We start from the raw sequence: 24,523 nt of genomic DNA on the forward strand, positions 1-24,523 counted from the left end.
AGCCGCCAGCTTCACGGTGTTCGAATCCCTTGCCGATTCCGGAGCATCAGATAGTGCGTTTTCGTTTTTTCTGGTGCTTCCCACCGTTGTCACTGCACGATCCGGTTTTGAGTTTCTTGTCCCGTTCATTATTGCAGCATATTACGGTGTATCTGCCCGCCGGGCATCAGGATGGTCTTACTATACATGACAGCCGTCTTTGAGTTATCACCAAATTACCTGAAATCTGCCGCTATATAACACCCCGAGAGCCTTTTCCCTTGCCAATAGCTTTATTCCCGCTATCATCGTTTACACCATATGTCGACCGATTTATACAAGCGCACCCGCATGGTCAGGGATCTTGCGGAAGACGAACAGCCCCGGGAGCGACTCATCCGCCTGGGGGCCGATAATCTGACGGATGCCGAACTGGTGGCCATTTTGCTGCGCTCCGGCAGCAGAAAACAGAATGTCGTGGACACCAGCCGGCAGATACTGAGCCGGTTCGGGGGCTTGCACAAGCTGGTGAGAAGAAGCTGGCGGGAGTTACGTGTGATCGACGGCATTGCGGATGTAAAGGCAATTACCCTCGAAGCCGCTTTCGAACTATCCCGGCGCCTGCAATCCGGCCAGAACGGGAAGCCCGTCTTTTTCCGGACGCCGGAGGATGTGGCTGCATTTTTTGGTCCACGGCTTCGGGATCTTCAGACCGAACAGTTTCTTGTGGTATTTCTGAACGCCGCCAAAGCGGTTACCGGGCATCAGGTAATCAGCAAAGGTGGGAAAACGGCTACCATTGTCGATCCGGCCGAGGTTATGAGGCAGGCCATCATGAATGAGGCAAACAGTATCATCATAGTCCACAATCATCCCTCGGCAAACCGGAAAGCTTCCCGGGCCGATATCGCCATAACGAAAAAGCTGATGCAGGCCGGGGAGATGCTGGACATAACCCTGGATGACCATGTGATTATCGCCGGCCGAGACTATCTGAGTCTTCGCACGGAAGGGTTGATGGGCTGAGGATCGATAGTTGAGGATCGATGGCTGAAGCATAATGGCTGCGGGCTGAGAGTCAATGGCTGAAGGTTGATGGTTACACGATGATGGGTTGATAATCGCTTATGCCGCCATTAGAAATACGGGCGTAGCTCTCTGAAAGCTCGTATATTGGGCTCCTCAATTATAACACAACAGGACTATGTACGAGTATCTCGAGGAACTGATAAGAAACGCGCTTAAAAAGATTGCGCCGGAACTGGATAACCCTGAAATCACCATTGAAAAACCGAGGGTTCCCGAACACGGGGATGCCTCCACGAATGTTGCTCTTGCGCTTGCAAAAACACTGAAAAACAACCCGCGTGAGATAGCCCGACAGCTGGCCGGCCATATCGATGCCGCATCAGGCTACATTGAGAGTGTGGAAATAGCCGGACCCGGTTTTATCAATTTCCGGTTTTCTTCCGACTGGCTCTCAGAGAGGCTGACCGATGCGCATCGTGCTGGCAAAACCTTCGGACAAAGTGACCATCAGGCAGGAAAAAAGATTCAGGTGGAATTTGTAAGCGCCAATCCTACCGGCCCCCTCACTGTCGGCCACGGCCGGAATGCCGTGCTTGGGGACACTATTGCGCGCGTACTGGAATGGACCGGAGCGGATGTCCAGCGCGAGTATTACTTCAACAACGCCGGCCGCCAAATGCGTGTGCTGGCCGAAAGTGTGCACGCCCGCTACCTGCAAGAGCTTGGAAAAGACGCTCCGTTTCCGGAAGGGGGTTATGAAGGGACCTACATCACGGAAATAGCCAAAAACGTGCGAAAAACACATGGCGACTCGCTCACCGATCCGAAGCACCTGTCTGTGTTTGGCAAGGCCGCCGAGGAAGAAATCTTCATGGATATCCAGAAGACCCTCGAGCGGATGAATATCACCATGGACTCCTTTTTCAACGAAAACACGCTGTATGAAGACGGATCGATCGAACGGGTAGTGTCACAGCTTCGGGAAAAAGGGCTTATATACGAACAGGACGGTGCCACCTGGTTTAAAACCACCTCCTTTGGAAAAGACAAGGATACGGTTCTCATCAAGAGCAGCGGCGAGCCGACCTACCGCCTGCCCGACATCGCCTACCACATCAACAAACTCGAACGTGGTTTCGACCTGGCCATCGACATATTCGGTGCCGATCATATAGCCACCTATCCCGACGTAATTTCGGCGGTTCAGGCATGCGGCCACGACAGCAGCCGGATCGATGTAGTAGTCTATCAATTCGTTACGATTGTCAAGGACGGCAAGCCTTTCAAGATGAGCACACGCAAAGCCAACTTTGTGACACTCGACGAACTGATGGATGAAGTGGGAGCGGATGTCACCCGGTTTTTTTTCCTGATGAGAGCGCCGGGAACCCATCTCGAGTTCGACATCGATGAGGCCCGGCAAGCCGGGGAGAAAAACCCGGTGTACTATCTGCAATACGCCCATGCCCGGATTCAAAGCATCATGAACAAGGTCAGGGACACCTATTCTTTCGACAGTAAAACACCGGATTTCAGCCTGCTGACTCACGAAGCGGAAGCCACTCTCACAAAACGTTTACTGGAGTTTCCGGAAGTGATTGTGGTTACGGCCTCACTGCGGGAGCCTCACAAACTGATCGGCTACCTCAACGACCTGGCAACGGCTTTCCATAAATTCTATCACGATTGCAGAATTCTCGGAGAGGACGAGGAGCTGGCTTTTGCGCGGACTGAGTTGCTCACCGTTACCGCCAACGTACTGGCAAACGGCCTCGGAATACTAGGCATCTCGGCCCCCGAAAAAATGTAACTCCGCAAGATCAAGACGGTCATTGCCATCCCGAACGGTGGGCGGCACCTATTTCTGGTAGCCCGATCGTGGCATATCCAGCCGGTTACGGGACCATTCATACGCCTCGTTGAGAGAGAACACCGTCTTGTGCTTCACCCCCGAACCGATACGTGACTTTTGCCACCACATTAGCATGGTGAGGTAAAGCCGCATGACAGGGGAGGAAACCACCATGGCGGTACCGGCAAGATCGTGGCTGCCAGAATTTCCCAGCCAACGGATCAGCATCTCCCGAACCTCTCCCGAAAGATGATTCATCTCCCTCAAATCAATCACGAAACAGTATTCGTCGTCCCGCGACTGAAACATTTCGAGCCGCTGAAGGAACCGTTCCATATCCTCCCGTGACTCCTTTCCGGAAAATGTAATGATGACAATCGGCCAGCGATTATCATCGATATCAATAACTGCCATAGTTGATTAACTGAGCATGATTCCCCGTACAATGAATAATAAAGCACCGACAGTCCGGCGGTACGATTATCGCTAATAGTTGTCAGGATCAGTAACCTGACCTGCACGGGCGGGCATCCCTGATAATGTGTTTTTTTGATTGCAGAATGTTATACCTCGTTCGATCTGTCAAGATACGCCTTTTTGAACTACCAAAGAAACCGGGGCGCCCTTTTCGATTCCCAGCATCTGCTCGGCATTTCCCTTGTTTATGGCGATTTCCAACATACCGGAGCTGCCGACCAGGGCCAGTGGTTCGCCGTCAGGCACTTCGGAAAACGTTTTTGAAACCCGCTTCAGGATGGTGTTTCCGACATATATTTTGAATGCGTGGCCGTGCTCATACTCCCGGAGCATCGGTTCGGGGATATTAGAAACCAGATTTCCGTAGCGGTCGATATGCATGATCCAGCCCTGAATCCCCTCATCATCCGAAATAGGTTTCGCCCAGCGGTACTGGGTCAGTTCGGTAAACTTGTTGCCAAAGGATCCCATCGGCACACCGTTGGCCTTGTGAGCTGCCACCGGAGCGAAAATATCCCGGCCATGAAATGTGGGCGAAACTTCAGAACGCCAATACTCCGGGTTGGTAAGCTCCACCACCTGATGCTCTTCGCCCTCAATAACCAGCGAAAAAAGGCCGTTTTCGGGACCGACGAAAAATTGATCACGGACCTTCAAAAGCACCGGGCGGCGTTCACCTCCCACGCCGGGGTCCACGACTGCCAGATGTACGGTTCCCGGAGGGAAGAGAAAGGCTGCGTTCTTCAGCACCCATGCGCCGGCCATGATGTCCTGTGGTGGCAAATCATGGGATATATCGACCAGAGTGGCCCCCGGACAGATTCCCATAATCACAGCCTTCATGGCGCCGACATAATAATCCTGACATCCGAAATCGGTCGTCAGTGTAATAATCCGGCAAGGGTCCGGCATATCCGGTATTAACTGTAACTGTTGAGCATTACGGGCATAACCAGCATCAGCATGTCCTCATCGTCGTCCTGAACAGATGGACGGACGATGCCGGCCCGGTTGGGGGTGGAAAACTCGAACACCACTTCAGGATCATCGATATTATTGAGCACGTCCATGAGATAGCGGGCGTTAAACCCGATCTCCATCGGCTCGTCGGTATACTCGGAGGCAATATTCTCTTTCGCCTCACTGCTCATATCCAGATCCTCCGCAGAAATCACGATTTCGTCCGGTTTCATCTGCAGCCGGATTTGCCTGGTCGTCGAACTGGAGAACACCGCTACCCGCTTGACTGTTGCCAGCATCTGCTCGCGGTTGATTTTGAGTGTTTTGTCGTTCTCGCGGGGGATGACGGACTCGTATTTCGGATACTGTTCGTTGATCAGCCGGGTAATGACCATGGTATTGCCGGACTGGAAGCTCACATGCTCTTCGGTGACAACCATTTCACATTTGGATCCGTCAAGCGCCTTGGCCACCAGAGTCAGGGCCTTTTCCGGAACGATAAACGAAAGGGCGCTCGAAGCCGATATGTCGGTACGCACCAGGCGCACCAGGCGGTGTCCGTCGGTTGCCACGATTCGGCTCTCGTCCTCTCCGATATCAAAAAACACTCCCATCATGGCCGGCCTAAGGTCATCGCTTGAAACGGCAAAGCTGGTTTTTTTGATGGCGTCCTTGAGCCCCTTGGTATCAATTTTCATTTCACGGCCATTCTCCAGAGCCGGCATGTCCGGAAAGTCCTCGGATTTCTCTCCCGCCAGTTTGTAGGTCCCCTTGTCGGTGCGGAACCGGACCTGGGCTTTATCATCAACCTCAAACGTAACCGGTATATCCGGCAGCTGCCTCAGTGTTTCCAAAAGGCGGCGGGCAGGAATGGCGACCGCGCCCTCCCGGGACACATCCGCCTCAACATGCTCAATAATACTGACCTCCAAATCCGAAGCACTCAGTTTGACACGATTCTCCTCCGTCTCAAAAAGTACCGTTTCCAAAATGGGAAGAGTGGCCTTGTTGGGTACCGCACCGATCACCGCCGAAAGACTGCTTACCAGGTCGCCGCTTGTGACATTGAATTTCATAGAATTACCTGATCGTTGAAAATGGTTGATAAATACTCTATTTGTGCAAATGGTAAAGTACAAAAATCCGGATTTTATTCTAAGAAATAGTGATGGTTCATTCAATCACCAACTTTTCATTCCTTCAAAATTTTTTTTGACAACAATTCGTTATTTTCTCATTTACCGTAATCGTTACCCTGCCTATTTCAACCCTTTTGTTTTTATGGTCTTTCGGCCCGCAAGTGCGGCAATTCTGCTGATACTGCTTTCCTCCCCATCGCTTTCGCAGGGTTTTGAAGAAGCAAAGTACGGCGGCGACTTCCTCTCTGTCGGAAGCGGCGCCAGGCCCCTCGGTATGGGCGGCGCCTTCACTTCGGTGACCAACGATGTGTTGTCCGGCTACTGGAACCCCGCAGGGCTCACCGGTGTCGACAACTGGCAGTTCGCCTACATGCACTCGGAGCGCTTCGCCGGTGTGGTCGGCTACGACTATGGTGCGGTAGCGGTACCGGTTCAGGGATCCGGCGGTGTTGTAGCGCTCAGCTTCTTTCGTCAGGGGGTGGATGGCATCAAAAACACACTCCATGCATGGGATCCGGAACAAAACCGGCCACGATCCGATCCCGAAAGCTACATGACAGAGTTCAGTGCCTCCGATATAAGCCTGTTCCTATCCTACGCCAATAGCTTTTCAGACCGGTGGCACTGGGGCGTTACCGCCAAGGCGCTTCATTCACGGCTCGGGCCCTTCGCCAATGCCTGGGGATACAGTCTGGATGCAGGTATTCAGTTGCGGGGCGACCGGTACCGTTTTGGCGTCAACCTCCAGAATATCACCACTCTCATGAAGTTCTGGAATGTCAACCAGAGCGAGCTCGAGGGGCTCGAATCCTTTATCAACCCGCAGACCGGTAAGCCCGAAACACTTCCCGAAGGCACCAACGAATATGTAAAACCGTCCGTGAAAATCGGCGGAAGCCGCCTATTTGATTTCGGAGACATCACACTGCTGACCGCCATCGATACCGATATCCTGTTTGAGGGGCGCCGGACCTACTATCTCAATGTCGGGGATGTCAGCTTCGAACCCCACGCCGGCGCGGAACTGGGCTACAAGGATCTGATTTTTCTTCGGGCAGGTGTTACCGATATCCATTTTGATGACCGCAACAACCTTTATATCGCACCCACACTGGGAGCCGGCTTTAGAGTAGGCGCGTTTATGTTTGACTACGGATTCAGCAGCTTTGCCGGCATGACTTCCGACCTGGGTTTTACACACCGAATTTCTCTGCAGGTAATGTTATAGCGATTGGCTTTTTGTCACTTTAATTAACCGGTTTTCCCAAATACAGATTCCCTGTGACGACTCCATTGACGGTAATACTGACCGGCCCTACCGCCACCGGGAAAACCGACCTTGCCCTCTCGATTGCCCGCTACCTGGACACTCCCGTCGTTTCCGCCGACTCACGCCAATGTTACAGATACCTCAACATCGGCACAGCCAAGCCGCCTCCTGCTGTGCTTGAAGAGATCCCCCATTACTATATTTCCGTTCTGGATCCGGAAGAAACCGGCACAGCGGCGGATTTCGCGGAAAAAGCCATTAGCTGGAAATCTGATCTGGACAATCAGAAACGGTCCATGCTGGTCGCCGGCGGAAGCACTCTCTACATTGAGAGCCTGATACGTCCGCTCGACCCGCTCCCGCCAAAAAGTGACGCCAATATCCGGGAATTGGAGTATCTGGCCGAGAAAAATGGCCTGAAAGAGATCCACAGAAAACTGCAGGAAGTGGACCCCGATTACGCACAACGTCTCGACGGACTCAATCCCCACCGAATGTTCCGGGCACTGGATGTCTGGATGCAGACTGGTATTCCTTTCAGCCGGCTTCATCAGAATCGGGACCTGGCCGTCCCGGACAACATGCTGGTTTTCTGCCTTGACCGGGACAGGGCGGAGCTGCACGAACGCATCAACACCCGCGTCGATCAAATGTTTGAGGCTGGTTTGATGGATGAGGTCAGATCACTGCTTGAAATGGGCTACGACCCATCCCTCCCGTCACTACGTACCGTCGGGTACAGAGAGTGCATCGAGTGTCTGGTGCATCAGCGAATTACACCGGTGGAAGCCAGAGAGCAGATCAAGGCCCATACGCGGCAGTATGCCCGGCGTCAACTTACCTGGTTTCGGCGATGGAAAGGCGTGCAGTGGCTTAACCAGTCCGATAGAACCGGAAAAAGCATCCGGGAAGAGGTGATCCAGGCCATGAAACAATTGGCAGATCACACATAAAGGCTTTACCTTTAAGATTTCGACTCACCACCCCTAAACAATGGCACCATGCAGGTAGAGATTGTCATCACTCTCCGGGAATCGATCCTGGACCCCAAGGGAAAAGCCTCCCACCACGCTCTGGAAAACCTTGGATTCAAAGATATCGCCGGCGTGCGGATCGGAAAATTCGTGCAGCTTGATGTAGACACGGACGATCCCGAGAAAGCTCGTGAAATCGCCGGTCAGGCATGTGAGAAATTGCTTGCCAATACCGTGATGGAGAATTATGAAATTCGGCTGCCCGATAATGCCTGAAGCCGTTTCCTTCCGCCACCCTCAGTAAATCCATGCCCTAATGAAATTTGGAGTTCTTGTATTTCCCGGATCCAACTGTGATCATGACGCCTATCACGCCCTGAAACATGTTCATGGTATTGAAACAAAATTTATCTGGCACAAGGAAACCTCGCTGGGTGATGTCGATGCCGTGATCGTCCCGGGAGGTTTTTCCTACGGCGACTACCTTCGAAGCGGAGCCATCGCCAGGTTTTCACCCGTGATGGAGGCGGTTTCCGGTTTTGCGAATAAAGGCGGACCCGTACTCGGGATCTGTAATGGTTTTCAGATACTGCTTGAAGCCCGGCTGCTGCCCGGCACCCTGATGGCAAACGAACACCTTCGCTTTTCCTGCAAATATGTGTACCTGAGCTGTGAAAACCGGGACACCCCCTTCACCGGAAACATCCCGGAAAACAGGTTGCTGCACATCCCCATCGCCCATGGCGACGGAAACTATTTCGCTGAGGATGAGGTCCTCAAACGGCTTGAGGATCAAAACCAGATCGTTTTCCGTTACTGCGATGCATCCGGCGAAAGGACCCGAATAGCAAACCCCAACGGATCGATAGCACATATTGCCGGAATATGCAACGAAAAGAGAAATGTGGTCGGTATGATGCCGCACCCCGAACGCGCCGTGGAATCACATATCGGGTCGGATGACGGGCGCTATATCTTCGATTCCGCGATTTCATACCTGTCCGCCCTGGTGTAACCCATGAATGTTGCGCTGTTCAAAACTATTGTCAATACACCGGGAGTTTCGGGATTTGAGGATCCTATCCGCTCGGTCATTGCCGGGCATCTTCAGGATGCGGCCGACCGGATCTCCACCGATTCCATGGGCAACCTTATCGCCACCAGGGGCAGCGGTGACAAACAACTCATGTTCGCTGCACACATGGATGAAATAGGTCTGATCAGCACCTATGTGGACGAGCAGGGATTCATCAGGTTTCACACCCTCGGCGGCTTTGATGTCAAGACACTCTTCGCACAGCGCGTAACCGTTCTGGGAAAGAAACATCTGCCCGGTGTGATCGGCGGGAAACCTTCTCATGTTTTGACTCCGGAGGAAAAAAAGAAAGCACCCGTATTGGATGATCTCTTTATTGATGTGGGTTTGCCATTGGATAAGGTCAGGGAGCTTGTCCCGATAGGAACGCCGATTGTCCGCGACCGATCCTGTATTGAAATGGGCGAACTTGTCACCGGAAAGTCACTCGATAACCGCATCTCCGTCTATGCGCTGATGGAAGCGTTAAAAGCGTGCACCATACCCGCTGAGTATACACTGCATGCCGTGTTCACGGTACAGGAAGAGGTGGGCCTGCGTGGAGTTCGGGTGGCGGCAGAATCCCTGAAACCCGATATCGGTATCGCCATGGACATCACCATCGCGAATGACATTCCCGGTGTGGCGGCACAGAAAAAGATCACCGAATCGGGGAAGGGGCCGGCGGTCAAAATCATGGACGGCAGCGTAATTTCCACCCCGGAGCTTGTCCGCTTTATTGAAAGGACGGCACAGGACCATGACATCCCACTGCAACGGGAAATTCTTACTTCCGGCGGAACAGACACCCCGGCCATGCAATATCTTACCGGAGGCGGGGCCAGGGTTAGCTGTATCTCCGTGCCTGCCCGCTATATCCACAGTACGGTAGAGGCGGCGTCAAAACAGGATATCGATCATGCTGTAGCGCTTGCTGTTGCCCTTATTTCAACGATCGACAGATTTCAACCAACCCCCTGATATCCCCGCAGGCTGACTGCCCCCGGCGTTACCGCGGCATCAGACCGAATAATTCCGCTTATCATCCATAGCAATCCATCGGGAATGGAACAGAAGACACTCCAAAAGCTGCACTGCAGTAACCTGGTAAAACGCTACAAAAAGCGAACGGTGGTAGATCATGTCTCCATTTCGGTGAATCAGTCAGAGATCGTTGGCTTGCTTGGTCCCAACGGAGCCGGTAAAACCACCTCTTTTTACATGGTGGTAGGCCTCGTAAAACCTGAAAAAGGGAATATTTTTCTGAACGACACACGCATCACCTCCCTGCCCATGTACAAACGAGCAAGGCTGGGCATCGGCTACCTTTCGCAGGAAGCCAGTGTTTTCCGGAATCTGACCGTCCGTGAGAACCTGGAGTCCATTCTTGAGTTTTACCATCTCAGCAAAGCCGAACGGCGGGAACGTGCCGATGAATTGATTGAGGAATTCAATCTTCAGGCGGTCGTCAACAACAAGGGGTTCAATCTCTCCGGCGGTGAACGGCGGCGCACCGAAATTGCCCGCGCAATGGTAACCAATCCCGATTTTATCCTACTGGATGAACCGTTTGCCGGGGTGGATCCCATCGCTGTGGAAGACATACAGCAAATTATTTCACGTCTCAAGACCAAGAATATCGGAATTCTGATCACCGATCATAATGTTCATGAAACGTTGGCTATCACCGACCGTGCGTATCTGATGTTTGAAGGGCGAATACTGAAAGAGGGCTCGTCCGACTTTCTGGCCGAGGATAAAGAGGCACGAAAACTGTATCTTGGAGAGCAATTCCGGCTTGACCGGTACAACTACGAATAACCTGTTTCCAACTTATGACTGTAGAAGAAGTTACTGTTCAGGAGCTAAAAAAAATCCAGGACGAAAACCAACCAGTCCATCTGGTGGATGTACGACAAAAGTACGAAAAAGACCTGGTGGATATTGGCGGGGACCTGATCCCGCTCGGGCAGCTTTCCAGCCGAATGGAAGAGCTCGAACCATACAAGGAGAAACCGATAATCGTCTATTGCCGCAGTGGAGCCCGCAGCGCGGAGGCGTGCCGGACACTCATGGCCTCCGGATTCACCAATGTTAAGAATTTGAAGGGCGGCATTCTGAAATGGGCCGAAGAGATTGATCCCTCACTGCCCACTTACTGATCATTTTTCCTGGTGAACCCCGATTCCGGCCTCACAACCGGCACCGGTTCTTTTTCTTGTGTCACGGGAAACAGGGTGTGCTCTCGATACCCCGGCATGCCATATTACCCTGCCCGACCATTAAAAAGCCCGAAGGTGAGGCGGTTTCTACATCCACAGAGTGGAGCAAGTTTAGAAAAAGGTTTAAACGTAAGCCGCAATCTGGTTCAAAAGCTCCTCGTTGCTTTCGGTTCGCTTTAAAACCTGAAGCAGGCTGGCCATCGACTCTTTCGGAGACTTTTTCAGCAGGTAGCGCCTCACCATATTTCGCTCTTCCAGCGAATCCTCGATAAATTTGTCTTCGTTTCTGGTGCCTGACGCTGCAATATTGATGGCGGGATAAATCCGGTCGTTGGCGATTTCCCGATCCAGCACCAGTTCCATATTTCCGGTTCCCTTGAACTCTTCAAAGATGAGGTCATCCATACGGGAATTGGTCTCGATCAGGCAGGTCGCCACAATCGTCAGCGAGCCGCCATTTTCAATTTTCCGGGCGGAGCCAAAGATTTTTTTGGGAATATCAAGAGCCCGAATATCCAGGCCGCCCGACATGGTTCGCCCGCCGCCGCTTTGTGCCGCATTGTATGCCCTGCTAAGCCTCGTAATGGAGTCAATTAGCAGCACGGCATCTTTTCCCATTTCAGCGCGTCTTTTCACGTAACCGAGAGCCATTTCCGATATCCGGGTGTGACTTTTGGTGGATTTGTCGTTGGAAGATGCAAACACACGACCCCTGGTGGTACGAATAAAATCGGTTACCTCCTCCGGTCGCTCGTCCACCAACAGGATGGCCAGTTCAATATCAGGATGATAATCGTCGATGGAGCGGGCGATATTTTTGAGCAGCACGGTTTTTCCGGTTCTTGGAGGAGCGACAATCAGCGCACGCTGTCCTTTACCGATAGGCGCAATCAAATCGATAACGCGTTGCTCGGTTTCTTCCGGGTGCCGTGCCAGCTTGATTTGCTCGATCGGCATAATCGGAGTCTGCAGATCAAAACGTACCGCCCGGGCCCAGCTTTCATACGGCTCGTCGTTCACTTTATCGACGGTAATGAGCCGTTTGTTGCCACGCTGGTCCTGTTCAATTTCCCCCTCTACCAGCAATCCGGGTTTGAGGTTGAAAAACCGAACCATCTCCGGTATTACAAAAGGATCCTGGGGCGTCGCAGAAAACTCATGGTCCAGTTTTCTAAGATAGCCCAGCCCCTTTTCCGTCAGTTCAATGACACCCGAATAGGTGCCTGCCGGCTTCACATGCTGGTTATCCAAAAAGGCGGGTTTTCCGCCCTGTTGCTTATGCTGGTTGTTCGGCCGTTTCCCTTTGGGACGGTTCTTGTTTTTCCTTTTTTTATTCCAGTTTCTGGATTTTTTATCCTGAGGATTACTCATAATTGTATTGAATGTATAAGGGGCGAAATGTCCGGTACCCTCCCGTGCGAGGTGTATAGTCGCAGCGAATACCAATAACAAGCTACAGGCAGGGCGTTCCCCTTAACAGGGCCCAACCTGTGCACTAACGATGGGAAAAAGTATGATCCGGAAAATCCGAGCCGGTCAGTTTACCGGATGGTTGTCTCTTCGGATATCCAGGAATAACATTCTCGTAATGACCCGTCTACTTTAAGAGTTTCACCGGTATTCCAACTCTGATAGAACTTCTCTTCTGCAGTTGGTGTCACCGGCTCATAGGTGCGATAAAGGCGATTAACCGTATTTTGTACGCCTCTATTACGCTCCAGAGCCCGATCCAGATAGTCCAGTACAAGCCAGTATACGGCCTTGTCCCGGCGGGTCATCTCGGAACCGGCACACATGGAAACCGCCTGGCCATAAATTTGGGCAATCACGATATAGGGCTGACCGAACTGGGTATCTTCTTGAGCGGCACGCCGTGCAAAACGCCTGGCTTCCTCCAAATTTCGTAAACTGAGGTGATTCTCCGCAAGCCGCAAAGAGGTGCGTGCGCGTTCGGAACCGGACTGCTTCCCATGAGCTTCACTCAAAAAGCGGTTGGCCCGCTCAAGGCTTCCTTCATTTTCCGCCTTATCGGCCAAACGGAGAATATTGGTTACCGACGGGTTAATCTCGTACATCCTCTCTGCTTTTTGCCTGGCCTGATCCCGGTTACCTACAGCGAGATACAGTTCATAGAGCTCTTCCAGAAGATCCAGATTTTCAGGGTCATCGGCGAGATCTTCGTTTAACAGATCGATCCTCTCTTCAGGATCTGTTATCAACTCATTTCTGGTTTCTGCAAAGAAATCGCGGAGTGATTGACCCGCATATGGTTCCGCATCATTTATGATTGAAAACGCTCTTTCTCTGTTACCCTGCCTCGCGTAGTTGTTAACCAGAAGCTGCACGTAATACCCGTTGCCGGATTCGGTTGCCCTCCTGGGGTTGATATTGAACATGGCCTCGTAGTCTTCAAGCGCCATCTGAAAGCCACCGCTAATAAAATCCGACTGTGCCTGCAAGAAACGTCCGCGATTGAAATGCCAGCGATACATATCTATTTCATCTTCGGTAAACAACCCGAAAACTCGATCGTACATCTGCAACGCTGAGTCCAGATACGCTTCACGCAGTGCAGGATCCGACTGTTTGTCGGCGATATTTTCATAAATATCGATCATGCGGCTGAAGTTCCGGTCGCCCCGAAAGTTTCCGGGGTACTCTTCCATCTCCTTGGGATGGGCTTCAATCAGCCACCGGCCATATAAAAGGGCCTGCTGATACTGCTCATTACGGTACTCTTCCGAAAAGAGCGATTGTACCTGTAGCGGGGTATACCCGAATGGCTGGGCGTTGATGGAGGCGGTTGCGACCAGCACCAGTACGGATACAAATAAGAATCTTGCCATGGTATTAAAATTATTCTGAAATAGCCTGCTATTGCAGACGTCGTTGAATGAACATCAGTTCGGATAAGTTGAAGGATACGCGTACTGCAAAAACCCTTTCCGACAGTAATCCACTGCCGTCGGATCCGCGAAAACCATACTCCGCATTGATATTAATGGAGGAAGAGGTTCGAAAAGAGGGCAGACCGAGACCGGCGTGCAGTGTTAGTGTTTCGATATCCTGACCATCGTTCAGCGAGAGGCTTCCCGTATCATATGAGACTCCCATTCTGTAAATAAACCGGGAAAGAAACGTATCAACATCTCTTCTGGATGCAATATACTGAGTTCCCATACCCATTTTCATCCTGTCATTGAAAAAAGGTTCTCGGTTTCCCTGGAAATTCGTGTACTCATCCCAGTTCTGATACAGTACATCAGCGCTGATCATCCAGTAAGGGTTTATATTGTAGGTAAAGCCCGCACTTGCCTCCAGCGGATACGTCACCTGCCCGTCTCCATAAAAGGATTCTGGGTGAATGGTAATATCCGAAGAACCAATGCGGGATTCCAGTCTGCGTTCCGAATTCAGATCTACCGGCAGGGAGACGGTGGCGCCAAAGGCCATCCGATCATTCTCCCGGAATGCGTCTCTGTACTCCAGAAACACACCGAACCGGTGTCCGAATCCGTAGTGAGAGGTGCGCTCCTTTAATACAATTGCCCGATGATCAGGATCATCAATGGTGACCCGTTGATTCCTGTGAATCACACCCAGCATCAGGGATGGAGCATATCCCACAGAGATGTTATCGGTCAAACGGACGCCAACTCCAGCTTCAATTCTATTTATTCCGCCAGACCCTGTACTTCTAACGGAATAATGCAGGTTTTCGCCTGTAATATTTTGTGCAGCGCCCATGCGGTCCGTTACCTCGGTGGCATACCGTGCCGATGTAAGGGGGGTTATTGAAAATGAAACCCCTACTCGATTGCGTTTTACCGGCATGACCAGCTGTAATGGTCCGGTGCGAAATCCAGTGGTGTTTGCCCGATAGTCATCGAACTCGGCCTCGTAGCTGCTGATTTCAAAACTGCCGGCGATGTTTGTCATTACAGCCCGCGCCCATGTTGCCGGGTTCGCACTCCCCGGTTGCCGGTTGTCATACAGCGCCGTTCCATAAACACCCATTCCATCAGCATAAGAGGAACGAACATCATGCGGCATACCAAGTCCGAATTGCGAGTAAATGGAACCGCCCTTCCAGATATCGTCTGCTTTCGCGTCATCAGCACCTGTGGAAACCAGTGCAACGGCAAAAAGGGTAATGGCCAATAGTGGTTGCTTCATAAACAATTGAGATTACTGCTCCTGTGATACTCTTGTAATGATAATTCTCGGTCTGATATCAGGATTATCTGTATTGCCAAAAAGCATGGGCAATACGCGGCCGTCATTAAATCCATAGGAAAGATATAAACGCCGTTCTGCCGGACTTCCGTACAATCTGTCTGTTGCAAAGTTTGTCAAATTGAACCGGTAGGACTGGTCTTCCGAACGCCTGTTAACCTGGGTAACGGGATCCCGGGTGATGGCGAAGTCCAGGTCATCCGATTCCAGGAAAAAAAGCCTGCTGGTTTCCGAACGCGGCCTGGTCAAATTGGGATGAGTGCCCGCCTGCATGGCAAGTGTGTCTTCATACACAACGAGTTCCAGACGAGAAAACATATCCGTGCCCAGATAATCTTCTGTAAACGGGATATCCAACATCAGCATGGCCCGTTGCGTGTTAAGCAGAGCCACCCCATTATCGGTCACCTGCCCGGGGCCGATGTCGGTATCCAGGCTGACCGCCCATCCTGAAGCAATCTTTTCCAGATTCAGAGTATCGTTTTCCGGGTGTTCAAAAACAAACCGGAAGTTCTGCATTTCGGTTGATATCAATTTATCAGCACCTCCGGAAGCGACTAGTGCCAGACCCGGCATATTGGCCCGATAGAGCGAATCGCGTACTGTTGCCGAGGTTTGCAGAAAAATACTCCGATAGGCATTAATCCACTCCTGATTTTCAATCGGCACATCCACCGAATCCGATCCGCTCACCGTAAAGCGGGCGATAACCCGATCAGACAAGTTCGGGATGGAATCGTACCTCCAGGATGAGCTTCGCCAGGGCCGGTCGACTTCCACCAGGGCAAATTCGGCACTCTCTCCCTCTACTCCATAATGGTGGTCTATATTGAAGCGGACCCTTGCCCGGGCATTAGCGACAATCGTATCTCCGGTTTGCCTCGAAATCGATGGCCTCATCAATGCCGTTGCATGAATATTGCCGAAGACGGGATCGTCATAGTGCCCGGCTGTTACATAGGGCCTGTTTCCGCTGAAAGAGGGTGTGCTCACAACAGCAGTACTCTCAATAAAAATTGTGTCTGCAACAATGCGCACATCATCCGGAGAATGTCTGTCGCCAACAACGGGCGTATCGTCACATCCAGGGAGAAGCCAGACCATGAGTATCAGGAAAAGCGGGGGGGCAAGACGGGACGCATGGCCGCCAAACGTATACATAAAAATCGTTACCTCTGGTTATTCCGTAATCTGGTTATAGTAATCGGCGAATTTGCTGGAAACATCCTGGGGAGACCCCTGAATTTTGTCCGGGGTCACTCCCAGCTCTTCAAATACGGGATCAAGCTCGACTCCCAGCTCATTGCCGGTTACTACGTGATCTGCATATTTGAGACCGGCTTTCAGGAAATCGACTTTCCCGTCGTCAAAAATGACGGAATCCCGGTCGAACTCATCAGGCAGGCCCATGATATCCAGAATGGACGGGTCAAAAATTCCGTGATTGGTTGCACTGTGAACATTGAAAACCACCCGCGCCCGCGAAAAATTGTCATCGTCTTTGTAAATGGATTTCAGAAAAACGGGAATCAATCCGGACGCCCAGTCGTGGCAGTGAATTACATCAGGTTTCCAACCCAGCTTCCTAACGGTTTCCAAAACCCCCTTATTATAAAAAACAAGACGCTGGTCATTGTCCGGGAAAAACTCTTCGGTCTTTGGGTCGGTGAACAGGCCCTTTCTCTTGTAAAATGTGTCATTATCCAAAAAATAGACCTGAAGCTTCGCATTTGGGATGCTGGCCACCTTGATACGCATGCTTTCCTCTTTACCGGCAACATTCACCTTGATACCAGCAAGGCGGATCACTTCATGGAGCCGGTTTCGCCGGTCATTGATGGATCCGTACTTGGGGAGCAGCAGGCGTATTTCAAAACCTTTGTCCTGCAGAGAGGCCGGCAGAAACCGAAGCAGGTCGGCAGTATGCGTCATTCTTGCGAAGGGCGAAATTTCAGCGGCAGCATATAGGATTTTCATAATGTATCAATTCACTATTCCGGGCGGTAGTTGTCATTTCCGGCACATATTAACAGCGAAACCCGGCCGGATTTCCGGTTTCAGTCTAACGGACCATGGCTCACATGTCGAAATAAATGGTTTCAAACAGTGATCTGGGCTGGATTGGCCTAATTATACAATCTTCTAATATACGAATTATCGGGCGGATACTAAAACAATCAGGCCTCTTCGGCCTCAATATCTGAAATATTGGAGTCGCTACGCACATCCTTGAAATTTCGATTGCTGATCGCAATGATATGGCGGATTTTGTCCTGGTCGACATTTTGGAACATTTCGTCCGTATAGCGCCACATCCAGTTGTTTTCGGTGGTACCGGGGAAATTCATGCGGTGTTCACCGTCTAGCGCCATAAAATCCTGAAGAGGAAAAATGGCCTGGTTTGCGACCGAAAGCATCCCCAGCCGAATCAGCTCCCAGCTCACTTCCGAGCCGTCCGAGCGGGTGTATTCACGTAAATAATTTCTTTCCTTTTCCGGCGCCTGGCGATACCAGCCGAGGGAGGTGTCGTTGTCATGAGTGCCGGAATAGACAATGCAGTTGGATGTTGTGTAATTGTGGGGCAGAAATCCGTTTCCGGGGTCATCAAAGGCAAACTGAAGCACTTTCATCCCGGGAAAATTAAATCGGTCGCGCAGAGCGACAACCGAGGGCGTGATGACACCGAGATCTTCCGCTATAATGGGCAATTTCCCAAGCTCCTTCTCTATGGCCACGAACAGTTTTTCGCCCGGACCTTTCACCCACCGGCCGTTTTGGGCAGTTTCCGCATCTGCAGCAACCTCCCAGTAGGCATCAAATCCCCGGAAGTGGTCGACCCGTATCGCATCGAACATGTGGAACATCTGCCGAAACCGGTCAATCCACCATTTGTATCCCTTATTCTCCAGTTTCTTCCAACGATACAACGGGTTGCCCCACAGCTGCCCGGTATCGCTAAAATAATCCGGCGGCACTCCGGCCACCAGCAGTCTGTTTCCGGTCTCATCCACCTCAAAATACTCTTTGTTGGCCCATACATCGGCGCTGTTGTGGTCTACAAAGATCGGAATGTCCCCAATGATCTTGATACTTCGCTCGTTCGCGTACTTGCGAAGGCTCATCCACTGGTTGAAAAACTCGAACTGCACCCAATACTGGGCATCAACAGTTTCATTAAGTTGTTTCTTGGCATTATCGAGCGCCTTTTTTTCCCGCTTGGCCAGCGCTTTGTCCCACTGGTTCCAGGGTTTTCGACCATTGTCTATGAGGCAGGCCATAAACAGCACATAATCATCCAGCCACTCGCTGTTCTCCTGTTTAAACGCCTTGAATTGCCGCTGTTCGTCTGCATCATCCCGTTCATAAAACCGTTTGCAGGCGATGGAAAGCAACCTGTCCTTGATCTCATACGCTTTTTCGTAGTCGGTTTTATCGCTTTGGGATACTCTTGCGGGGGCCAGCTCTTCTTCGGTCAGCAGCCCCTTTTCCTTGAGCATTTCCGGACTGACCAGATAGGGATTTCCCGCGAAAGCGGAATAGCTGGCATAGGGTGAATTACCGAAACCGGTCGGACCAAGCGGTAGAATCTGCCAAATCGCCTGGTTGGTTTGTTCAAGAAAATCGATAAAGCCGTACGCACCCTTTCCAAGGTCACCAATGGCAAAATCGGATGGAAAGGAAGTGGGGTGAACCAGGGTTCCACAAGATCTTACGAAATCCATAATGTCCTGCTGAAGTTTACAATGATTTTATGATTACCCCTGCCAGGGGAGGGATGTTGATTTTCAAGCGGGCTGGCTGATTGTGACACTCTTCGGCCTCGGCAGCCAACTCGGTGTTTCCGAAGTTACTTCCCCCATAGAACTCGGAATCACTGTTAAATAGTATCCGGTAGTTCCCCTCTCTTGGCACCCCGATGGAATAATCGTAGTGAACCTGTGGTGTAAAGTTGAATATGCAAACAACGGAATCGTAATCATTTACCCCTCTCCTGATATAAGCGATGATACCACTGTCGGCATCGGTGAAATCGACCCACTGGAACCCGCTCCAGTCAAAGTCGATCTGATGCAGGGGTTTTTGCTCCCGGTACAGCTTGTTAAGGTCGCGGACAAGCGTTTGAATTCCCTTGTGGCGCTCGTAGTTCAGCAGCCCCCAATCAAGCGACTTCTCACTGTTCCACTCTGCCCACTGGGCGATTTCGGAGCCCATAAACAGCAGCTTCTTCCCGGGATGGCAGTACATGTAGGTATAAAGCAGCCGGAGGTTGGCAAACTTTTGCCAATCGTCGCCGGGCATCTTCGAGACCAGTGAACGCTTCATGTGCACCACCTCGTCGTGCGAGAGAGGCAACAGGAAATTCTCGGTGAAAGCGTAGATCATCGAAAACGTAAGCTGATTGTGGTGATACTTGCGGAAAATCGGGTCGATAGCCATGTATTTCAGCGTATCGTTCATCCACCCCATATTCCACTTGTAATCAAACCCGAGTCCGCCGGCATATGTCGGCCGGGAAACCATCGGCCAGGAAGTAGACTCCTCGGCCATGGTCACTACTCCCTCAAACTCCTCATTCAGAATTTCATTAAATCGTTTCAGAAAATCGATCGCCTCGATATTCTCACGTCCACCAAACTTGTTCGGCACCCATTCTTCATTTTCACGGGAATAGTCGAGGTAAAGCATGGAAGCGACGGCATCGACACGCATACCGTCAATATGATATTTGTCGCACCAGTAAACTGCGTTGGATATCAGGAAGTTGATCACTTCCGTACGGCCGAAATTGAATATCAGTGTCCCCCAGTCGCGGTGTTCCCCCTGGCGGGGATCGGCGTGCTCGTAGAGGGCGGTCCCGTCAAACAGACGGAGGCCATGGTCGTCCTTGGCAAAATGGGCCGGTACCCAGTCAATAATCACGCCAATACCGGCCTGATGGCAGGTGTCTACAAAATGCATGAAGCCTTCCGGCTCACCAAAGCGGGAGGTCGGAGCAAAGTATCCGGTTGTCTGATATCCCCATGAAGGGTCGTACGGATGCTCCGATACCGGAAGCAACTCAATGTGCGTATAGCCGAGATCCTTCACATAGGGCACCAGCTCTTCTGCCAGTTCCCTGTACGTTGGAAATCCGTTCGGCGAGATTTCGTTTCTTTTCCAGGAGCCTAAATGGACCTCATATATGGACATCGGCTCGCCAAATCCCTTGCTCCGGCCCGCCATCCACTCCTGATCGTTCCATTCGTAGGTGTCGATGTTTTTTACGATGGATGCGTTTCTCGGCCGTAATTCGGAATAAAAGGCATAGGGATCGGCCTTCAGCAGGGGTACATCCTGATCGGGAACCGCTATCTCGTACTTGTAGATATCCCCCTCACTGATGCCCGGTATGAAAATTTCCCAAAGCCCCTGCTCATGATACTTGCGCATGGGGTGGCGTCGGCCATCCCAGTCGTTAAACGTGCCGACAACACTGACCCTTTTGGCGCCGGGGGCCGCAACAACAAAACGGGTGCCGGACACCCCGTCGATGGTCATCAGATGCGCACCCATCCACTCATAGGTTTTGCGGTGGGTCCCTTCTCCCCAGTAATGGAGGTCATGGTCGCTAAGTGTCGGGCCAAATGAGTAGGGATCCACGATTTTGTAAGAGGCACCCTCGAAGGGGAAAATCTCATACGAATACGAGGGCGGCTCTTTGGCCCCTTCTAAAAAAATCTCAAATACCCCGCCGTCGCTTATCCGCTGCATCTCCTGATTGGATGTGCTCTCCTCAAGCCATATATTCACTTTTTCTGCGTTAGGCTGGAGAGTGCGAACTATAAAGCCCTTCTTTTTTCCCTTGCTCGCAGCATGGGGACCAAGGACAGAAAACGGATCGGAATGATCGGCCCCTTCAAGGGCATTGATTTGATCGTGATCTAAAAACTTGTGTTTCACAGATCCTCTTATTCAGAGACGTTAGTATTGTCGCGTAAAATACAAAGTTTTATACTAAAATTAACCCGATTCACACGCTTCCGTAATATTTAGCACGAAAATAACTTAAGATCAAAAATAATTCCGCACAACATCGTTGAAAGCAAACCGCCTCATAGCAAGAAGATACCTTTTCTCACGAAAAAGAGTCTCCCTGATCACCACCCTGACCATGATCAGCATTGCCGGGGTTACCGTCGGCACCGCCCTCCTCATCGTCGTGCTTTCCGTATTCAACGGCTTTTTCGATGTGATAAAGACCATGCTTCTGGCCAACGATCCGGACGTGCGTATCGAGGCGGCCGAGGGTCGTTCCTTTGAAACAAGTCCCGAACTGACCCGATTGCTTGACGATATTCCGGAAATCGCCATCCAGTCTCCCTTTATTCAGGGCAAGGTCCTGGTAGCTCATCGGGGAAACCGGGATCAGGTGGTGGTGGTCAAGGGGGTTGATCCGGATCTTTTTGCCAGGTTTGCCGACCTGGAGACCTTGATGAGTGTCGGCGGACTGGATTTGGCTGTACGTGACAATCGGCCCGGAATCCTTTTATCCGAGCCACTCAGCCGCTCTGTACGACTTGATATTGGTGACGAGGTGTCTCTGTTGAGCGCTGCGGGCATGCAACGGGCACTCACACAGTTCACCGGCCCGCGCGTCAGCCGCTTTGAAGTACGTGGCATCTACAGCCTTCAGCAGGTGGTGGATGATCCGGTGATCTATATTGATATCCACGCTGCCGAACGGCTCTTCGACCACAGAAACCGATTGTCCGGTATTGATATCAGCCTTCATGAACACGAGAAGGCTGATGAGGTCAAGCACCGTCTCCAGGAGGCTCTTGGCGACGATTTTTTGGTGCAAACCTGGTACGACCTGCAGCGGCCGCTTTACGATGTCATGAACCTGGAAAAATGGGGAGCCTATTTCATCCTGATGATCATTGTACTGGTTGCAGTACTCAATATCGTGGGCTCACTCACCATGATCGTCATACAGAAACAGAGGGATATCGGCCTGTTGCGATCGATCGGGTTTCGCAAGAAAGATATCATGGCTGTTTTCTTCCGCCAGGGATGGTATATCGGACTGACCGGCTGCGCCATCGGTGGAAGCCTGGGGCTGTTCCTGGCCTATATTCAGGACCGGTTTGAACTTGTGAAACTGGCCGGAGCCGAGTCGTTCATCATATCCGCCTACCCCGTTGAGGTACTGTGGCAGGATGCCGCCTTTGTCCTTGGCGGAAGCCTGTTTCTTTGCCTGGCAGCAAGCTGGTATCCGGCGTTCCGGGCTGCTTCAATCGACCCGGCCGATGCCGTAAGAAACGAGTAGTCCGCATCTGCCTTACTCGGCGTAGCTGTCGGGGAGGTCGTTCTCGTACAGAACCACATCTTTTTCCCGGAGCTCCCGCTTCAACAGGTCGTTTGCTTCAAAAAGACTGTTCACCACCGATATTTTAGCTTCATCAAAACCCTCTTCCCGCAAACCCTCATAGACAGGCCGGGTCTGCTCGGGACCAACCAGATACACATGATCCAGATTGTGTGCGGCCATCCACCGCCCAAACCGGCAGTTTTCATGATCCTGTTTCTCTCCAAGCTCAATCATTCCCGGAGTCACAACAAACTTTCGACCAGTGCGAAATGCCGCCAGAACAGAGATGGCATTTTTTGCCCCGACCGGATTGGAGTTGAAGGCATCATCAATAATTACAATTCCATTCCTTTTTTTCAGCTCGAGCCGGTGCTCGACCGGGCGTACTTTTCGCAAAGCGATTGAGATGGTGGGAGAACGCAAGCCCATCGCCGCGCCCACACCGGAAGCCAGCAGTGCATTCAGCACGTTGTGCTCTCCAAGCAGGGGCATGGTAATGTGCTCCACGCGAACCGGTTTGCCGGTCAGCGGCTCATGCTGCGGTCCTGGCAGGTCGAACGAACCGGCCGCACCGGAGTCACTATCAGCTGACAAACGGCTTTCCGAACTCCCCCGGAGAATTCCGTCGATATCTGAAAGATGGAGTTCAAAGGAACAGCCCTGCTCGTCATATCCGATATTTTTGGCGATTATGTGATTCACATCACCGGACAAACCGGCAAATATCGTGGCAATATCATCGCGGCCTGCCATTTTTCTTACCTCGGCATCGTCTCCGTTCAGAACAGCCACGCCGCCAGGTTTCAGGTGGCGAACAAGGGCCGCTTTCGTACGGGCAATGGCCTCCTGCGAACCGAACGTCTCCATGTGAGCCACCCCGACATTGGTTACAACGGCGATATCCGGACGTGCAATGCGGCACAATTCATCAATATTGCCCACATAACGTGCCCCCATTTCCAGAATCAGCACCTGATCCGACGGCTTCAGATCCCGGTTGATCACCTTGCATATCCCCATGGGCGTGTTATAGCTGCCGGGGGTAGTGCAAACCCGGAACCGCTCTTTCAGCACCGTATCGATCAAAAACTTGGTGCTTGTTTTTCCATAGCTCCCTGTTATGCCGATGACCGTCAGATTCGGCATGCTTTCAATTTTAGCCCGGGCCATGGATTTAAAACGGTAATGAAACCATTTTTCCAGGGGGTAAACAAGCATGGCGGCCAGCAGCAGCAAGGCGGGCAGAAGAAAATCTGCCAGCACCCATACCGTGACCAGAATGTAAATATTCGGAAACAGCGTGCCCTGGTAAAAGGCAAACCAGGTACCCAGGATCGGAAACCACAGAGAAATACCACCATAAAGAATCGCCAGACGTTGCATGCGTGAGGTAAAGACAAGCGGCTTTTTGATCCGGGCGGAGTCGTATTGCGCAACATTGCCAAACCAGAACAGTGCGAAAATGATCACGGCCACAGTGATGGCCGTCGGTGTAAGGGATCCCTCAAGAAACGACTCGGCGGCAAGAGTGACTAATAGCATGGCCAGGTGGGGTACGGGAACCAGCACCCTGTTCCAGTGTCTTAGCAACCACCTTGAAAACTCATTAATTTTGTAGCCGTTTTGCTGAAAAATGTGGAGCAGGTACTTCCCCCGGTATAAGCCGTGGCGCAGCATAACGAAGGTGAATACCCAGCAAAAAATTTCAATGGCAAGATAATACCAACTCAAATTAAACCTGCTTTGGATGACCGTTCAGCCTCGGTGAATTTCTTGCGCGTAATATACCAAGATCTGTTATCTTGTCAGCCGAATCTTTTCTGATGAATTTTTCATTACCTGTCGTTTTTTCCTTAGAGAGAGCCTATTCAGACAATTCATCTGAATGCAACAACGCGGCAGAGTCCATGTGAACCTCAAATCGCTCAAGAAATACTTCGCCCGATGAAACTGATCATT

General features: G+C 51.5%; 21 protein-coding genes. 10 read left to right on the plus strand and 11 right to left on the minus strand.

Annotated elements, in window-relative coordinates; all coding sequences use genetic code 11:
- The first annotated feature begins 300 nt into the window (after positions 1-300).
- Together radC and argS are read left to right on the plus strand one after the other, a co-directional pair.
- Entirely contained in the window at positions 301-1,005 is a 705-nt protein-coding gene (gene radC / locus QA596_05595) for a DNA repair protein RadC (protein ID MDG5766932.1), read from the plus strand.
- Positions 1,006-1,183: 178 nt separating this feature from the next.
- Positions 1,184-2,818, plus strand: a complete 1,635-nt coding sequence (gene argS / locus QA596_05600; GenBank protein ID MDG5766933.1) for an arginine--tRNA ligase — start codon at positions 1,184-1,186, stop codon at positions 2,816-2,818.
- A 48-nt stretch (positions 2,819-2,866) separates the two neighbouring features.
- Here argS and QA596_05605 read toward each other — a convergent pair whose 3' ends face one another.
- The 3 genes from QA596_05605 to dnaN form a co-directional block, all read right to left on the minus strand.
- Positions 2,867-3,274, minus strand: a complete 408-nt coding sequence (locus tag QA596_05605) for an STAS/SEC14 domain-containing protein (protein MDG5766934.1) — start codon at positions 3,272-3,274, stop codon at positions 2,867-2,869.
- A gap of 168 nt (positions 3,275-3,442) precedes the next feature.
- On the minus strand, positions 3,443-4,249 hold the full coding sequence (locus QA596_05610) for an SAM-dependent chlorinase/fluorinase (GenBank protein ID MDG5766935.1): 807 nt from the start codon (positions 4,247-4,249) through the stop codon (positions 3,443-3,445).
- An 8-nt stretch (positions 4,250-4,257) separates the two neighbouring features.
- On the minus strand, positions 4,258-5,373 hold the full coding sequence (gene dnaN / locus QA596_05615) for a DNA polymerase III subunit beta (protein ID MDG5766936.1): 1,116 nt from the start codon (positions 5,371-5,373) through the stop codon (positions 4,258-4,260).
- Positions 5,374-5,578: 205 nt separating this feature from the next.
- Between dnaN and QA596_05620 the strand changes: the two genes are divergently transcribed.
- The 7 genes from QA596_05620 to QA596_05650 all read left to right on the plus strand — a co-directional run bounded on the left by QA596_05620 (position 5,579) and on the right by QA596_05650 (position 10,917).
- Positions 5,579-6,664, plus strand: coding sequence for a PorV/PorQ family protein (locus tag QA596_05620; protein ID MDG5766937.1), 1,086 nt, complete (start codon positions 5,579-5,581; stop codon positions 6,662-6,664).
- 53 nt (positions 6,665-6,717) lie between these two features.
- The gene (miaA, locus tag QA596_05625; GenBank protein ID MDG5766938.1) at positions 6,718-7,659 is read left to right on the plus strand and encodes a tRNA (adenosine(37)-N6)-dimethylallyltransferase MiaA; all 942 of its coding nucleotides are present in this window, start codon (positions 6,718-6,720) and stop codon (positions 7,657-7,659) included.
- A gap of 48 nt (positions 7,660-7,707) precedes the next feature.
- The gene (gene purS, locus QA596_05630; protein MDG5766939.1) at positions 7,708-7,956 is read left to right on the plus strand and encodes a phosphoribosylformylglycinamidine synthase subunit PurS; all 249 of its coding nucleotides are present in this window, start codon (positions 7,708-7,710) and stop codon (positions 7,954-7,956) included.
- A gap of 40 nt (positions 7,957-7,996) precedes the next feature.
- Positions 7,997-8,695: a phosphoribosylformylglycinamidine synthase subunit PurQ gene (purQ, locus tag QA596_05635; GenBank protein MDG5766940.1), complete on the plus strand. Its 699-nt coding sequence runs from the start codon at positions 7,997-7,999 to the stop codon at positions 8,693-8,695.
- Between the two features lie 3 nt (positions 8,696-8,698).
- Positions 8,699-9,736, plus strand: a complete 1,038-nt coding sequence (locus QA596_05640) for a M42 family metallopeptidase (GenBank protein MDG5766941.1) — start codon at positions 8,699-8,701, stop codon at positions 9,734-9,736.
- A gap of 84 nt (positions 9,737-9,820) precedes the next feature.
- Complete coding sequence (gene lptB / locus QA596_05645) at positions 9,821-10,576, plus strand: LPS export ABC transporter ATP-binding protein (protein ID MDG5766942.1); 756 nt, start codon at positions 9,821-9,823, stop codon at positions 10,574-10,576.
- 14 nt (positions 10,577-10,590) lie between these two features.
- The gene (locus QA596_05650; GenBank protein MDG5766943.1) at positions 10,591-10,917 is read left to right on the plus strand and encodes a rhodanese-like domain-containing protein; all 327 of its coding nucleotides are present in this window, start codon (positions 10,591-10,593) and stop codon (positions 10,915-10,917) included.
- Between the two features lie 183 nt (positions 10,918-11,100).
- On the opposite strand, the gene rho is transcribed toward QA596_05650, so the two are convergent.
- From rho to glgB, 7 genes are all read right to left on the minus strand, one after another.
- Positions 11,101-12,348, minus strand: a complete 1,248-nt coding sequence (rho, locus tag QA596_05655; protein MDG5766944.1) for a transcription termination factor Rho — start codon at positions 12,346-12,348, stop codon at positions 11,101-11,103.
- Between the two features lie 170 nt (positions 12,349-12,518).
- On the minus strand, positions 12,519-13,823 hold the full coding sequence (locus QA596_05660; GenBank protein ID MDG5766945.1) for a hypothetical protein: 1,305 nt from the start codon (positions 13,821-13,823) through the stop codon (positions 12,519-12,521).
- Between the two features lie 28 nt (positions 13,824-13,851).
- Entirely contained in the window at positions 13,852-15,153 is a 1,302-nt protein-coding gene (locus QA596_05665; GenBank protein ID MDG5766946.1) for a hypothetical protein, read from the minus strand.
- Positions 15,154-15,165: 12 nt separating this feature from the next.
- Complete coding sequence (locus QA596_05670; GenBank protein MDG5766947.1) at positions 15,166-16,374, minus strand: hypothetical protein; 1,209 nt, start codon at positions 16,372-16,374, stop codon at positions 15,166-15,168.
- An 18-nt stretch (positions 16,375-16,392) separates the two neighbouring features.
- On the minus strand, positions 16,393-17,190 hold the full coding sequence (locus QA596_05675; GenBank protein MDG5766948.1) for a glycogen/starch synthase: 798 nt from the start codon (positions 17,188-17,190) through the stop codon (positions 16,393-16,395).
- 200 nt (positions 17,191-17,390) lie between these two features.
- On the minus strand, positions 17,391-18,935 hold the full coding sequence (gene malQ, locus QA596_05680; protein MDG5766949.1) for a 4-alpha-glucanotransferase: 1,545 nt from the start codon (positions 18,933-18,935) through the stop codon (positions 17,391-17,393).
- A gap of 16 nt (positions 18,936-18,951) precedes the next feature.
- Complete coding sequence (gene glgB, locus QA596_05685; protein ID MDG5766950.1) at positions 18,952-21,153, minus strand: 1,4-alpha-glucan branching protein GlgB; 2,202 nt, start codon at positions 21,151-21,153, stop codon at positions 18,952-18,954.
- A gap of 136 nt (positions 21,154-21,289) precedes the next feature.
- Between glgB and QA596_05690 the strand changes: the two genes are divergently transcribed.
- The gene (locus tag QA596_05690; GenBank protein ID MDG5766951.1) at positions 21,290-22,522 is read left to right on the plus strand and encodes an ABC transporter permease; all 1,233 of its coding nucleotides are present in this window, start codon (positions 21,290-21,292) and stop codon (positions 22,520-22,522) included.
- A 12-nt stretch (positions 22,523-22,534) separates the two neighbouring features.
- Here QA596_05690 and murF read toward each other — a convergent pair whose 3' ends face one another.
- Positions 22,535-24,295 (minus strand): UDP-N-acetylmuramoyl-tripeptide--D-alanyl-D-alanine ligase, encoded by a 1,761-nt coding sequence (gene murF, locus QA596_05695; GenBank protein ID MDG5766952.1) that lies wholly within the window; start codon positions 24,293-24,295, stop codon positions 22,535-22,537.
- Positions 24,296-24,523 lie beyond the last annotated feature (228 nt).

The sequence above is a fragment of the Balneolales bacterium ANBcel1 genome (assembly GCA_029688905.1).
Classification (GTDB): domain Bacteria; phylum Bacteroidota; class Rhodothermia; order Balneolales; family Natronogracilivirgulaceae; genus SLLW01.